Source organism: Marinigracilibium pacificum, assembly GCF_012926615.1.
In the GTDB taxonomy this organism is placed as follows: Bacteria; Bacteroidota; Bacteroidia; order Cytophagales; family Cyclobacteriaceae; genus Mangrovivirga; species Mangrovivirga pacifica.
In genome coordinates this window covers 37775-52227 of record NZ_JABBNU010000002.1, presented here as the reverse complement: position 1 = coordinate 52227, position 14453 = coordinate 37775, and the positions used below count along the sequence as shown (strand labels likewise).

Below are 14453 nucleotides of genomic sequence, written 5' to 3'. Positions count from 1 at the left end.
TTCGATTTAGTTATAAGGTTCTATTAAATAAGTATTCGTTTCTTTTATAAATTCCAGTACCAGGCCTGTTTCTCCAGTTTTTAGTAGCATGTCTGTGGTAGTTCTGACATTCAATAAGTGAGGAGCTCCTTTTGTTGATACTTTTGCCTGCCCGGTTTTATTACTGCTGGCTGGTATTGTAATAGTACATACTTTACCAATCAATACGTCTCCAGAATCACCACTTGAATTCAATTTTCCAAAAATTTTCACAAAGGGAGTGGTCATGAACTTTGCTATGAATAATCCCACAAACAATGACCCGAATACTATTGGAATACCAATAATAAATGATGAATTACCTATCAGATCATTTACGATCATGGTCATGGTCCATGAAGGAATTATCAAAAATGTTAAAAAGATCATCACCGGGACCTGACCCAAATTAAAAAATGCAAGGACATTATTCAACCACAATACCGAAGCTCCGTCAAAATCTCCATCTGTATCCAGATCAAAATCGAAGAGTTCAATATCAAGCACTCCAATAATCACAGTTATCCAGTAGATCACCACAAAAATTGCCAGTGCGGTTATAATAATGTTTGCCGGCGATACTGAAGCCGCAAGCACTTCACTCATGTTAGTTCTTATTTATCGTTATTAATACCTAATTTCTCTTTTAGCTTAGCAAGCTCTTCTGCTTTATCACTAGACTCAGCCTGAGCCAAAGTTTTGTCGATCTCCTCGTCAATACTTCTTGTCTCTTCAGCCATTTCACCATAAGATTCAGCAAGCGCTTCTTCCTGATCAACTTTCTCCCTCATGCGCTCTAACATGCTAATTGTATCCGATGAATCTATCTGAGCCATTTGCTTATTGATATTCTTTGTAGCATTGCTAACTTTAACTCTTGCCTTTAGGGTTTTCAATTCGTTTTCCCACTTAACAATCTTAGATTTCAACCTTTTGATATTACCTTCAAGCTGCTCGACAGAAGTTTCAAACTGTGCTTTCTGCCCCTGAGACCTTGCTGCATGCTTTAAGTTTTCATCCTTTTGAGTCAAAGCTTCGGTAGCCAGACGATCAGCCTCTTCACTTGAAACAGAGCCACTCTGAGCTCCCTTTAAAAGCTTTATTGCCTTCTGCTCATACTCATCAGCTTTTGAAGAATAATTCTCATATTCTCTTCTAGCCTTGATAGCCATCGCTTTTACCTCTGCCAATGATTTTAAGCTTCTATCAAGGTCTTCCTTCATATCGCGAATTCCTTGTTCTGTTAATTTGATTGGGTCTTCCAATTTATCTACAGCAGCATGAGCTTCTGACTGACCGATTTTGAATAATCTTTTAAATATGTTCATGGTTTTAAGTGTTTCTATTTTGAAAATGAAATTAAATCTGTACTGTATTCACTTAACAGTAATCCCAGAGAATTAAATGATGCTTCAAGCTCATTCAAATCAAGATTTTCTAACTCCAGGGTGTTTCTGAATATTACTCGTCTTCCGGTTTCATCCAGAACAAAAGCACCATGAATTATATCTCTGTTCTTCTGCAATAATTTTTTAAGGGTTCCATTCGATTCATCAGGCAATTCAAGAATAAACTGCTCCATGATCAAAATCGGATCCGCACACCCCAAAACCAGGTTTGAAATACCTGATGATGGATCATTGACCACAAGTACTCCATCAGCTTCATCCTCGTGGCTGATATCATAATTTAGATCAATTACATAGTCTCGGACTTTTTGATAGTATTCGGTCATAAAGAAATTCATTTAGTTGTTAAAAGTTGATAGAGTTATAGTTGATATTCCTAATCCTTTAATTAAAGGAGGCTGCATGATTTTTTTCTACATATACTTTAAAATTCCTGTTGATAAAATCTACTTTAATTAGCCATGCTCATAAAAGTAGCAAATTATATTAAATTATACGTAAGGTTTTAAAAAAAAGTTTTACATTTACATATAAATTATTACACAATAGACAGATAAAATGTCCTATATCGGTAAAAACATCAAAAAAATACGTACTGTCAAAAAAATGAGCCAAGCTGACTTTGCTCAAATCTTTGACATTGCCCGCCCAAGTGTAGGTGCCTACGAAGAGGGCAGATCGGAGCCCAAAATAGAAACAATTATACAGATAGCAAAATACTTCAAACTGTCAATTGACACCCTTCTCACTAAAGAACTCACAATTAATGAATTATATAAATTCGATCTGTTTAAAAAGGAATTCAACAAAGAGCAGGTAAAAAATATCAAAGAACCTCACAAAGACTCTATACTAAAATCAACACCTCTGGTAACCATTTCAGATCACTTGAATTACATTGTAAACTATGACCATTCTGATTTCATTAATGGACTCCCTGAAATTCAATTTCCTTTCAATAAAGCAAAAAAGACCCGAGCCTTTCAGGTCTCAGGAAGCGAAATGGAATATGAAGGGTGTGGAATAAATCACAAGGACATAGTTTTATGTACCCCTATAAATAAGGAAGAAAAACTAGATCAAGATAAACTTTATGCTATCGTATCTAATGAAGACATTTTTGTCAGGACATTAAAAAATTCAACTAGAACAAGTCTGGTGCTCAAACCCTACAACCCAGCATATGATACTATTTCAATTAAAAAAACAGATATAATAGAAATATGGAAGCCCGAATCGATCTTTAGTAATATACTGAGAGCACCTAGCAGATTGGAAGAAAGAGTAGAGTTATTGGAGCAAATGATTGCAAAATTAGCAAAAAAGAACCCAGAAATGTAAAAAGGCGTGATTACTCACGCCAATTTAGCTCTTGAAACTCATAGAATTTCATATACTCGAAATAGGATTTAATTAAGCAATTCTTTATGTTAAAGCAAAATTATATACAAGATGCTTATGAGTCAATTACCATAAATGGGTATATTGACAGATTAAACAAATATTACCACAAAACCAGCACCACATGAATCCCGGAACTGACATTTTTGAACAGTATCTGGAGCTAATTGCCTCGACTCCGGAAATAGATGATTCATTAATTAATAATCATATAAAACAATTAAAAGAATCTGAAAAATACCTTCCAATGGGTATGACCTTCCTATTTATCACTAATTCATCAAATAAGAAATATGAATACATAACCAAAAACGTTGAGTACTGTACTCATATAAAAAGAGATGAGATATATAGTGGCGGATTTGATTTTATATTTAGCAGAATTCACCCGCACGACCTGGATGATTGGCATGAAGTTACAGGAGCTATTATTGAAGAAATCATTAAACTCCCTCTGGATAAGAAACAAAAATGCAACTTTCAGTTCAACTATCGAATCAAAAATGGATACGGAGACTATATCAACATTCTTGAAGGTCAAATCCCAATCGCATTCAACAAAGATGAAATACCTTATTTATTTTTGAGCCAGGTTACTGTTTTGGGAAATGAAATTGAAACTTCACCAAAAGGTGTATTGATGTTGCTCAATAATGAAGGAGAGTATGAAAAATTCTTTGAAATTCTACCAAATCCTAAAGCCAAAAACAACTTCAATCTAACTAAAAGAGAATTACAAATTCTTGAAGTCATCAATAAGGGTTTAACAAGTAGAGAAGTTGCTGACAACCTTCACATAAGTAAAGAGACGGTTGATAAACACAGAAAAAACATCATAAAAAAAATGGGTGTAAACAATACAGTTGCCGCGATTAACTTACTGAAAAACCAGAACCCTGATTAGAATTAAAAACCAATTAAATAATTTCATTAGCTATCATTTTCAACCTTTTTTACTATTCAAAGGACAACATTAGTTACTTTTAATATATTCTATCTAACGTAATTTCCTTTTTACTCAATAGAAAAACACCTCTTCAAATGCTCAAAAACCAATATGACACTAACATGACAGATAGATGTCGTAAAAAAGGAATACTATAAACCTTAGTATTGCCAGCAAAAGAAATCAATATTATGAACCACGAATCAATTGCCAAAAACTTAAAATACGAAAGACAAAAAAAAGGACTCACACAAGAAAGTCTGGCTGATATGACCCAGGTGACTGTCCGTACAATTCAACGTATCGAAAAAGGAGAAGTCACTCCTCACCTAAAAACATTAAAGCTATTGGCAACTGCATTAGAAATTGAAGTAGATAATCTGATGCCATTAGATAATCCTAAAGAAGAGACCATTAAATCTAAATGGCTACTATTAATTCATGGATCACCCATACTCGGAACATTTATACCTTTTGCAAACGTATTATTCCCATTATTCCTTTGGATTCATAAACGCGAAGACAATAAACTTTATAATGAACATGGAATTAAAGTAGTCAACTTTCAAATAACAGCTCTCATACTTTACATCTCATCGTTTATATCGTTAGTAACAATTGAAAAATGGGGCTTTATCTTTTTTATTTCAATACTCCCAATTTGTTCATTAATTGTAATAATCAACACATTTTATGCAGTCAGTAAACATAAGTGTTATTACCCCTTAAGCATACCATTCTTAAGAATTAGAAAAAGTGGAGCCCTAGGAATTCTAATAACAATATTTCTAGTTAGTGCGATTTCATCATGTAGAAATACCAATGTCAATTCAATTTCAAGACTAGACGGCTCTCAAATAACTAGTGATTCAATTTCCAGAAATGTTCAGCAGTTAATAACCGAAGCCAATGTTCATGGTTTAGCGGTATCCATATTTCAAAATAATAAACCTGTCTATTCAGAAACTTTCGGCTATAAGGACTTCCCGGCAAAGTTAACCTTGAGTGACACAACAAATATTTATGGCGCATCATTAAGTAAGGCTGTATTTAGCATTTTAGTAATGAAACTTGTAGAAGAAGACATCATAGACCTGGACACTCCACTTGAGTCTTATCTTCCTAAAAAAGTATTTGAATATACCCCAAAAACCAAATGGCATGATGACTACTCTGCATTGAAAGAAGACAGCCTATACTCTTCCATTACTGCAAGAATGTGTCTAAGTCATACTACAGGATTCGCTAACTGGAGGTGGTTTGAACCTGACCATAAGTTACGTGTGCATTTTATCCCAGGGGAAAAATATCTGTATTCCGGTGAAGGATTTGTTTACCTCCAGGTTGTAATCGAAAGGATAACCAATAAAAGTCTTGAAGAATTGGCTCAAAAATATGTTTTCAAACCTCTAAACATGTCCAATTCCAGTTACAAATGGCAGCCTCGATATGAAGAAGACTTTGCTTATGGACATAATTCATCAGGAGAAAAATATCAAAAAGACAAAGACAATGAACCCAGAAGCGGCAGCACCCTTGAAACAACTTTTGAAGACTACAACAAGTTCCTTAAAGCCGTACTGAATAAAAAAATACTATCTGAGGAATCGTATGATGAATTATTTTCTCAACAAATACGAATCAAAACAAAGAGTCAATTCGGCCCCGGTAGCCTGGTTATAACAAATAAATATGATAACATCAATTTAGGATATGCATTAGGCTGGGGATATTTGGAAACTCCTTATGGCAAAGGCTTTTTCAAAGAAGGTCATGGTGATGGATTTCAGCATTACTCAATCATATTCCCTGAATCAGGCATTGGAGTATTATTAATGAGTAATAGTGATAACGGAGAAAGCATATTCAAACACTTGCTTGAACTGACGATCAAAGATACTTACACACCCTGGGAATGGGAAGGATACCTTCCATATGATATCTAAACTAAATGAGCGGAGTCAATATAAATGCAGCTCCACTCATTTTAACTTTTATAGTTGAATACCAATTTTCAAAATATCAGAATAAACTCCTCTGGCAGTTACTTCAGCTCCTGCTCCTGCTCCCTGGATAATAAAAGGATGATCTCCATAACCTGAGGTATATACTTCAAAAATTGAATCGGCATTTTTCAAAGCACCTAGCGGGGAATTTTTATCAACATTAACCAAACTTACTATCAACTTTCCTTCAACTACATCCAACTCACCTACATATCGCAGCACTTCATTTTCAGGCAGATCATTTTTAATTTTACCATAATAAAGATCTAAATCCTCCTTTTTCGAAATAAAGGAGTCAAAATCGGGTAAATCACGTAACTCTTCCGGTATCAAACTCTGTACCTCCACATCTTCAAGTTCTTTTGACAACCCTATTTCCCTGGCAAGGATCAGTAGCTTTCTTGCTACATCCATTCCATCAAGATCCTCTCTTGGATCTGGCTCTGTAAATCCTGCTTCTTTTGCCTCAAGCAAAACATCAGAAAATGACACATCTTCAATAGAAAACTTATTAAACAAATAACTGAGTGAACCACTAAATATCCCTTTAATCTTTGTTATTTGATCTGAAGAATGTTTTAAACTTCTTAATGTATCAATAAGAGGAAGTCCTGCACCAACATTTGCCTCATAATAAAATTTCTTTGACCTCCTTTTCAATAACTTCCTCAACTCAGAGTAAAACAAATAGTCTGAAGAATTCGCCTTCTTATTGGATGCTACAATATCAAAACCATGCTTAACGATTGTCGGGTAGGCTTCCGTAATTTCAGCAGACGAGGTATTATCAGCTATGACAACATTTTCCAGACCAGACTCAAACAACTCCTTTAAGATTGCCGGCAAATAGCTTACCTTATCAGAAGCAGCCAAAGAAGATCTCCATTCTTTATTCAATCCATTTTCATTAAACACATACTTTCGAGAATCAGCTACTCCAATTACATTTACCTTCATACCTCTCTCTTCGATCAACTCTGGCGCTGTATTTACAATCTGGTCAATCAATGCTCCTCCGACCACACCTTTGCCAATAGCAAACAGATTAATTGTTTTTATCGCCCCAAACACCTGATTATGGACAACATTCATTGCCTTCCTGATGTTCTTATTACTGATCACCAGTGAGATATGTTCTCCACTGATACTATTACTAATAAGATACATCCAAATCTTATTTTTCCTTAATCCCTGAATTGCCCTTTCCAGCGCAAAATTATGTCGACCAACTATAGCAATAATTGCCATGTCATTATTTACCCTGATTGAAGAAATATCACCAGATTCCAGCTCTCTATTAAATTCACGTGTTAAAGCCAACTCAGCTTCGTTTGCCAGCTCACTATCTACAACAAAACCAATCCCTCTTTCTGAAGAAGCCTGAGATATCAATCTGACACTTATATCTTGTTTACTTAGAGCATTAAAAATTCTGGCATCAATACCAACCTTCCCAAGCATACCTTTACCATCAATACTCACCAAAGAAACTCCTTCTATCGAGCTAACTGCCTTTACACCTTTCTCAGACCCGGTTTTATCAATTAATGTACCCTCATCTTCAGGCTTCCACGTGCTTTTAATTCGTAGAGGAATATTATTAAATAGTAAAGGCTGGATAGTTTTAGGATGAAGAACATTGGCCCCAAAATTAGCCAGCTCATTAGCCTCCCGGTAACTGATGTGATCTAACCTCATAGCATGAGAAACATATTTTGGACTGGCACTATAAACACCATCAATGTCGGTCCAGTTTTGAACCTCACTGGCATTAATGAAACTCGCAATTAATGTTGCAGTGTAATTACTCCCATTTCTTCCAAGAGTAATCGTTTCTCCATTGCTGGTACCTGCTAAAAACCCAGTTATAATAGGCACTTGATCAAGGTCAAGCTGACTAAAAAATTGCTGGACTTTTTCCCTTGATGTATGAAAATCAACTTCGACATCTCCTTGATCGTGCTCGGCAACAATTAAATCCCTGGCATCAACTGAAATAGCCTGGACTCCATGCTTTTGTAAAAAAGCGGAAATAACCTTCGCACTAATCAATTCGCCAATTGCGACAACTTTATCTTCAACTTGCCTGGCTTTATACCCTAAGGTTTGAATTGCTTGCAAAACCAGGTTAAGGTGCATTCTTTCATCTTCAAGATCCACCTTTACATCATCAAGTATTTGATCATTAAAAAACATTTCAAGTTTTTCCTCATATGATTCACCTCTACCAGCACATTCATATAGTTCTAATAATCTGTCAGTACTATCACCACGAGCTGAAACAACCACTGCAATCGGGTTATTTTCCAGTTCTGTTTGAATAATGGAAAGTACATTTTCCAGGATTGCGGAATCTTTCAATGATTTACCTCCAAATTTCAACACCTTTCTCTGATCGTTCCTTACTGGCTGATTCCTGATATAAAAAGACTCAATCCTTTCAACTATTTGATCAATTTCTATTAAAAAACCATCATGGCCATAGTCTGACTTAATCTCCCTATAGGTAGCATTTGGTATATGTTCTGCAATAAACTGCTGAAAACGGGTTGGAATCAACGAGTCAGTATCGATACCAATTACCAAAGTAGGTATATCAATCTCTGAAAGTGCCTTAACCTCTCCTCCGCGATTTCTACCAATATTATGGCTATCCAGACACTTTGTTAAATAATAATAGCTCAGAGCATTAAACCTGTTAATAAACTTATCTCCCTGATATTGAAGATAGCTGGAGGATTTAAAATTATCCACCTTCTCATCAGTGTCGGTTTGTTTTTCAATAAAAGCATCAGAAGTTCTATATGTCAATAAAGCCATGGACCTTGCAGCTTTCATACCAGCTTTGCCACCGTCTTTGGTTCCAAATGTCGGATCTGAAAGCATTGCCATCCGTTGTGATTCATGAACAGCAATTCCCCATGCTGACTCCTTACTACACGAAGCAATGAGAACCAAATGATCAATCTTACCATTAAATCCATAGGCAAATTCTAATGCCTGATTTCCACCGAAAGAACCTCCAATCAGTGTATGTATATGCGAAATCCCAAGATGGTCAGCTAAATAGAAATAAGCATTAACTACATCTCGAATACTAAATTGAGGAAAATCAAGGCTTTCAGGTTTAGTTGAACCATATGGAGACCCGATGGAATTAGCACAGATAATAAAATAATTTTCAGGATCATAAAAAGTCCCATCACCAAATAATCCCGGCCACCATTCAATTACATTTGAACTCCCGGAAATGGCATGACAAACCCAGATTACATTAGTTTTATTCTCATTCAACTTACCAAAAGTTTGGTAAGCCACTGTTAATCCTTCAATACTTTCACCATTTTCAAATTCAAATGGGTCGGCTAAAACAAATTTTTTAAGATCGCTCATTAATTATCTTATTATAACATCCAAACAATGTTATTCAAATACATGACTCAGAATAAAATAAAACCAGAAGGATAGGATTACAATACCCTACCTACTGCTTATTAATTTGTATCAAGATGTGGGGAGTTAAAAAAAAGAAAACCTCTTTCAACTAATGTCAAAAGAGGTTTCAAGATCTTCTTTTGACTTATCTCTCCTGAATATTTCAGGATGGATTTAGCACCTTCTTACTTTCGCAAGGGTTGCTAAGGTTTCGCAGGGCCGTTCCCTCCACCTTTCTTGATAAGTTATGTAAATGAACGTATTACTATTCTAAACAGTGCAAATATAGGCTTTATTTTGAAATTCCAATGAAAACGGATATAACATATTAAAATTTAAATAAAGCCATAATGCTAATCTGCTAATTCTTTATTTGCCTTATTCATGACATTATTCTGATGATCAATAGACTCCTGGTGAATCACTTTTAAGTAAGCTCTCATAAATTTCTCAGACAATCCATGTAATCCTCCTTTTACTAAAGACTTTTCAATAATATCATCCCATCTGTTTGGCTGAAGAATAGTAATTCCCTCATCATTTTTAACTCTACCAATCTCTTCAGCAATCTGCATTCTATCTCCAAGTAACTTCAAGATATCTTCATCAACAATGTCGATTCGGCTACGAAGTACGTCTATCTTTTCTCTGAAATTTGCGTCCTCGATCGACTTACTTCTTACCACAAGCTCAGATAACATTTTATTTAATACTTCAGGAGTTATTTGCTGGTCCTTATCACTAAGAGCCACTTCCGGATTAATATGTGATTCGATCATTAGACCATCCATATTCAAATCAAGTGCTTTTTGTGATACCGACTGAAGTAATTCACGATTACCACATATATGACTTGGGTCACAGATCATCGGAAGCTCAGGGAATTGACGTTTCATTTCCAAAGCAAGCTGCCATTTTGGATCATTTCTGTATTTCACCTTTTGATGTTGTGAAAAACCTCTATGAATTAAACCTATTTTTGTAATTCCAGCTCTGCTCAATCTTTCTACGGCTCCTGCCCAAAGTTGAATATCAGGGTTAATCGGGTTTTTAATAAAAACTGTAGCATCAGTACCTTGAAGTGCATCTGCAATTTCTTGAACAGAAAAAGGATTTACTGTTGTACGGGCACCAATCCACATCACATCAACATCATGCTTTAAAGAATCAAACACATGACTGAATTTAGCTACCTCTGCAGAAATAGGCAGCCCGGTTTCTTCTTTTGCTTTTTTCATCCAACCAAGAGCTTCAACGCCAACACCTTCAAAACTTCCTGGCCTGGTACGTGGTTTCCAGATACCTGCGCGAAGAATATCCACTTTACCAGTATCAGCAAGCAGTCTGGCTGTAGTCAATAATTGTTCCTCACTTTCAGCGCTACAAGGGCCTGATACAATTACAGGTCTTTTTTGATTAAATAATTCAATTACGTTCGTTTTCATTGGAATACTTTTTTAAAAATTAAGACATAAAAAAAGCCTCCCGATTGGGAGGCTTCATAAATACATTTATACATTAAAACATACTAAGGCCTCCCTTTTATTTTATAATAAAAGAAAAAGAAGTAACCAAAATATGTAGCTGTGTTCGAAATCATATGTTGCTAATGTAAAACATTTTATTTTAAGTTGTCAAATATTTTTTCGGTTTTTTATCAAAAATTTAATTTACACTAACAAAAACTATCTTTTTGATTAAAAAACACCTTAAAAATTAAACAAACAGTTGTTTGGATCTTAATAATAAACACAAGAAAGAAACATTTAAGAACTTATCTAAATGTGAAGAAACTATTGAGATGAGCGTTCTTATTAAATCTGTATTACATCCTAGTGGGGTGGCAGGATACTAACGAGCTTTCCAAGCTGTCAGTACACGATGACCGACATCAGTAATTTTAAGTATTTAATGAAATTAATTTTCGATCAAATCTAAATCCTCACAAATAAAAAAAGGCCTCACAAATTAATGTAAGACCTTTAGTCGGGGTGGCAGGATTCGAACCTGCGACCTCCTGCTCCCAAAGCAGGCGCGATGACCGGGCTACGCTACACCCCGTTATTATTTTCTTCAATACTCAATTGTATTTGCAAGCTACTCTTATCCTGCGACCTTCCCGACACTAAAGTCGGGACACAATGACCGGGCTACGCTACAACCCGTTATTATTTTCTTCAATACTCAATTGTATTTGCAAGCTACTCTTATCCTGCGACCTTGCTGACCGCAAGCGTCAGTGCCAGATGACCGGGCTACGCTACAACCCGAAACATTAAAAACACCGATTTGGCATCTTTAACGGGCTGCAAATATATAACGTTTAATTTATCTAACACGTGAATTCAAATATTTTTTTACCCTTTTTATCTATTATTTCCAGAGGTTTTCCCCTTCCCATCCTTTGAAATGGCCATGGATTCTCTTCTTGTCATCTTCTTGATAAACTCTACCTTCCTGAATCTCAGCGCGCTCCAGTCTTCATCAACTGCGACCATCCTTACTGGCTCCATGCCTGCTTTGCCTAATGATTCCCAACCTGTATCTCTATTAAAATCACACTTGTATTTTTTTGAGCTTCCTTTTGGATAACAAAACCAAACCAAAGCATCCCCATATATTTTCTCAATTAATACCTTAGTCTGCTCTTCAATCTGTTGCTTCTTTGTAACAAATGAAATAAAGAATTCTACATGATCTAATTCTGATATTGACCTAAATACTCTAATATCTCTAGATAAATTATTTATATTTTCTTCAAAGCTCTCAGGTGAGTTTAAAATCAGAACACTTTTCTGATCTTTTAGATTCATCTTTTTAAAAGTCGCATCCATTTATAGCTTCATTTTTGTGCTTCAAGATAACATTTTATTCATTTATCGATAAACTACATCTTAAATTTCGGTTTGACGTAATTACAAATGGAGAGAAGACCTATTTATTAACTACTGAGCGTTTCTATCTTAATTACTACTAAACCTATTAAGAAACGAAATGGTCATACAAAATAAAAGGCCATGAAACTCTTTGCCATTACCGCACTATTTACCTTCTTTTCCTTAAATATTACCGCCCAATACAACGCTCGTCCAATACATGATTTTAGTGTTTATAAAGAAATAAGAAAAAAACATAATCCTGGTTTAGCGGGAGCTTTATCAGCAGTTATACCTGGAGGAGGGCAGTTTTATAACAAACAGCCTGTAAAGGGAATAGCAATACTTATACTCGAAAGTTCTGCATATTACTTTATGCTTAGGTATTCTAATAGAGAAGAATGTATATCTGGAAATTGTAAAGTAAATGAAAATAAAGACCTGAAAACAGCATTGCTAATTCTAATTCCGGTAAAGACATTTATTATATTTGATGCAATCCATTCAGCAGAAAAGGCAAATCAAAAACTTGAGATATACTTTAAAGGACAACAGCAAATCATTTCAGCTGTTAATGGTCCAACAGTAAACTTTGCACCAGGAATGCAACTCAAATATACCTTTTAATTATTTCAATAACATTTTAAGTTGATCATCCAGATTACAACTATGAAGATGTGCGGATGAATCTATTAACTCATAAGGGTAATATTCTCCCCCATATACAATCATTGCTTTATTGGAGGTACATCCATAGTCTAATAATAATTTTACGATATCTATCAAATTGTCAGGCACTATTTGACGCCACATCTCTGTTCCATTCGCTATTAAATAATGAAGAATTGTAGCTTTATGACCAAATTGAGAACATTGATCAATAATTATTGGAGATCTCTGCAATATCATATTTAATTCATTAGCCTGACCTGAAATTGCGAAATCTACAGCATCTTCAAAATCATAATTATATGCAACCTTTGATTTCTCAATTAAATTATCCCAATTTTTAAATCCATATTCATTTGATATGGTTAGTTCGGCATCCTGTTGATTGAGTGGAAGATGCACTAATTCATCAATCGTTTTACCCATATAATATGGGTGATAATTTGAAACTTCTTTTAAAGCAGCTTCACTTTTGTTTTTCAATGAATTCCAAAGAAAATTTTTAATTTCCTCCAAATGCTCTTTAATGGTAGCAAAGCAATCTCTATCAAACAATAGCTCACCATAAAGCTCAATAATCGCTTCTACATCCTTGTGTTTATATATTTTTACTGGCTCCATCAAACTCAATATTTAATTCTACCACTCAGGAATAGCTATATTTATTAATATGGTGAGTTATTAAAGTTAAGTTTTTTAATAAATAGGAAGGGTCATTCAACTTATTTTCTTCCAGAGGAATGGAAATCAACACTGAAGATCTATCACTCCGAACTTTAAATTCTTTGTTCAGTCGCTGTACTAATGCTTTAACACTTTTTGGGTCCAAATAATTTAAAGGGATAATTTCAATTTCCTTTCTTTTATTATTATCTAGATCGATATAAACATCAATTTGAAAGGCAACATCATTATAATACCCATACAGCTTTGGAGATAAATCTTCGACAAGACTACCTTGTCCCTCCAAAATATATTCAAAGTTAAGACTTATAAAGGCTGGCTTATTAAAATACCTCATTCGATCTTTTACATTAGACCAATTATGAGCAACTGCTGCCATAACCAACATAATTGAAAAAACAGCTGTATATAATAATGATAAAGGAATTCTTGAGAACAATCTTCCAATTAAATCTCCATCTTTAAAAAGGACAGGCAAAAAAGTAAATGGAAATACAACTATAAAAACAATAAAAAATCCTTTGATTAATGTTTTATATTCAAGCTTTATTAGAGTGATCATTATAATTTCTTAATTAAAACATTTTGTTATCATTTTTCGATTTTTCAGGAATTACTTGAAGCACATCCCAATGTTCAACTACCTTACCATTCTCATCAAACCTAAAAATATCTATCCCCGCATAATCTTTATCTCCTGGCCAAATCTGATGACAATGTAAAACAACCAGATTTCCTTCTGCAATTGCTCTCTTAAAGAAAACTTTTTTACCAGGATACGCCTTTGCCATTCTTTCAAAATATTCAATAAACGCCTCTTTACCATCCCCCACTTCCGGGTTATGCTGAATATACTCACTGCCTACATATTTATTTACAGCCTCACGAGGTTTACACTCATTAAACATCATATCATAAAAGGCAACAGCGTTCTGTTTATTCCTCTCAAGATCTTCCATCATCTCCTATTTAAAACCCTATAAATTAAAAAAACCGGCAGGAATATCCT

General features: G+C 34.7%; 13 protein-coding genes, 1 tRNA gene and 1 riboswitch. Of the genes, 4 read left to right on the top strand and 10 right to left on the bottom strand.

Annotation, left to right across the window (positions count from 1 at the left end; all coding sequences use genetic code 11):
- Window positions 1-6: 6 nt before the first annotated feature.
- The 3 genes from HH304_RS02760 to HH304_RS02750 are packed head-to-tail and all read right to left on the bottom strand — an operon-like array spanning window position 7 to window position 1753.
- Entirely contained in the window at window positions 7-624 is a 618-nt protein-coding gene (locus tag HH304_RS02760; protein WP_169677934.1) for an OB-fold-containig protein, read from the bottom strand.
- A gap of 8 nt (window positions 625-632) precedes the next feature.
- Entirely contained in the window at window positions 633-1346 is a 714-nt protein-coding gene (locus HH304_RS02755) for a PspA/IM30 family protein (RefSeq protein ID WP_169677933.1), read from the bottom strand.
- Window positions 1347-1360: 14 nt separating this feature from the next.
- A complete protein-coding gene (locus HH304_RS02750) occupies window positions 1361-1753 on the bottom strand; it encodes a YbjN domain-containing protein (RefSeq protein WP_169677932.1) in 393 nt (130 codons plus the stop codon).
- A 232-nt stretch (window positions 1754-1985) separates the two neighbouring features.
- On the opposite strand from HH304_RS02750, the gene HH304_RS02745 reads away from it, so the two are divergent.
- The 3 genes from HH304_RS02745 (at window position 1986) to HH304_RS02735 (ending at window position 5720) form a co-directional block, all read left to right on the top strand.
- Window positions 1986-2768 (top strand): XRE family transcriptional regulator, encoded by a 783-nt coding sequence (locus HH304_RS02745; protein WP_271711476.1) that lies wholly within the window; start codon window positions 1986-1988, stop codon window positions 2766-2768.
- A gap of 184 nt (window positions 2769-2952) precedes the next feature.
- The gene (locus tag HH304_RS02740; RefSeq protein ID WP_169677930.1) at window positions 2953-3732 is read left to right on the top strand and encodes a helix-turn-helix domain-containing protein; all 780 of its coding nucleotides are present in this window, start codon (window positions 2953-2955) and stop codon (window positions 3730-3732) included.
- Between the two features lie 233 nt (window positions 3733-3965).
- On the top strand, window positions 3966-5720 hold the full coding sequence (locus HH304_RS02735; RefSeq protein ID WP_169677929.1) for a serine hydrolase: 1755 nt from the start codon (window positions 3966-3968) through the stop codon (window positions 5718-5720).
- A gap of 48 nt (window positions 5721-5768) precedes the next feature.
- On the opposite strand, the gene thrA is transcribed toward HH304_RS02735, so the two are convergent.
- The 4 genes from thrA to HH304_RS02715 all read right to left on the bottom strand — a co-directional run bounded on the left by thrA (window position 5769) and on the right by HH304_RS02715 (window position 12049).
- The gene (thrA, locus tag HH304_RS02730; RefSeq protein ID WP_169677928.1) at window positions 5769-9173 is read right to left on the bottom strand and encodes a bifunctional aspartate kinase/homoserine dehydrogenase I; all 3405 of its coding nucleotides are present in this window, start codon (window positions 9171-9173) and stop codon (window positions 5769-5771) included.
- A 184-nt stretch (window positions 9174-9357) separates the two neighbouring features.
- Window positions 9358-9462, bottom strand: a riboswitch (SAM riboswitch).
- A 106-nt stretch (window positions 9463-9568) separates the two neighbouring features.
- Window positions 9569-10660, bottom strand: a complete 1092-nt coding sequence (locus HH304_RS02725) for a chorismate mutase (protein WP_169677927.1) — start codon at window positions 10658-10660, stop codon at window positions 9569-9571.
- Window positions 10661-11201: 541 nt separating this feature from the next.
- Window positions 11202-11276: transfer RNA gene (locus HH304_RS02720), tRNA-Pro, on the bottom strand.
- 305 nt (window positions 11277-11581) lie between these two features.
- Entirely contained in the window at window positions 11582-12049 is a 468-nt protein-coding gene (locus HH304_RS02715; protein ID WP_169677926.1) for a hypothetical protein, read from the bottom strand.
- 183 nt (window positions 12050-12232) lie between these two features.
- Between HH304_RS02715 and HH304_RS02710 the strand changes: the two genes are divergently transcribed.
- A complete protein-coding gene (locus HH304_RS02710) occupies window positions 12233-12718 on the top strand; it encodes a DUF5683 domain-containing protein (protein ID WP_169677925.1) in 486 nt (161 codons plus the stop codon).
- Here HH304_RS02710 and HH304_RS02705 read toward each other — a convergent pair whose 3' ends face one another.
- From HH304_RS02705 to HH304_RS02695, 3 genes are read right to left on the bottom strand one after another with little or no spacing between them, the layout of a single operon-like run.
- Window positions 12719-13381, bottom strand: coding sequence for a hypothetical protein (locus HH304_RS02705; RefSeq protein ID WP_169677924.1), 663 nt, complete (start codon window positions 13379-13381; stop codon window positions 12719-12721).
- 25 nt (window positions 13382-13406) lie between these two features.
- On the bottom strand, window positions 13407-14006 hold the full coding sequence (locus tag HH304_RS02700) for a hypothetical protein (protein WP_169677923.1): 600 nt from the start codon (window positions 14004-14006) through the stop codon (window positions 13407-13409).
- 13 nt (window positions 14007-14019) lie between these two features.
- Window positions 14020-14406 carry a nuclear transport factor 2 family protein gene (locus tag HH304_RS02695; RefSeq protein ID WP_169677922.1) on the bottom strand — a complete coding sequence of 129 codons (387 nt, stop codon included), beginning with the start codon at window positions 14404-14406 and terminating at the stop codon, window positions 14020-14022.
- Window positions 14407-14453: the final 47 nt, after the last annotated feature.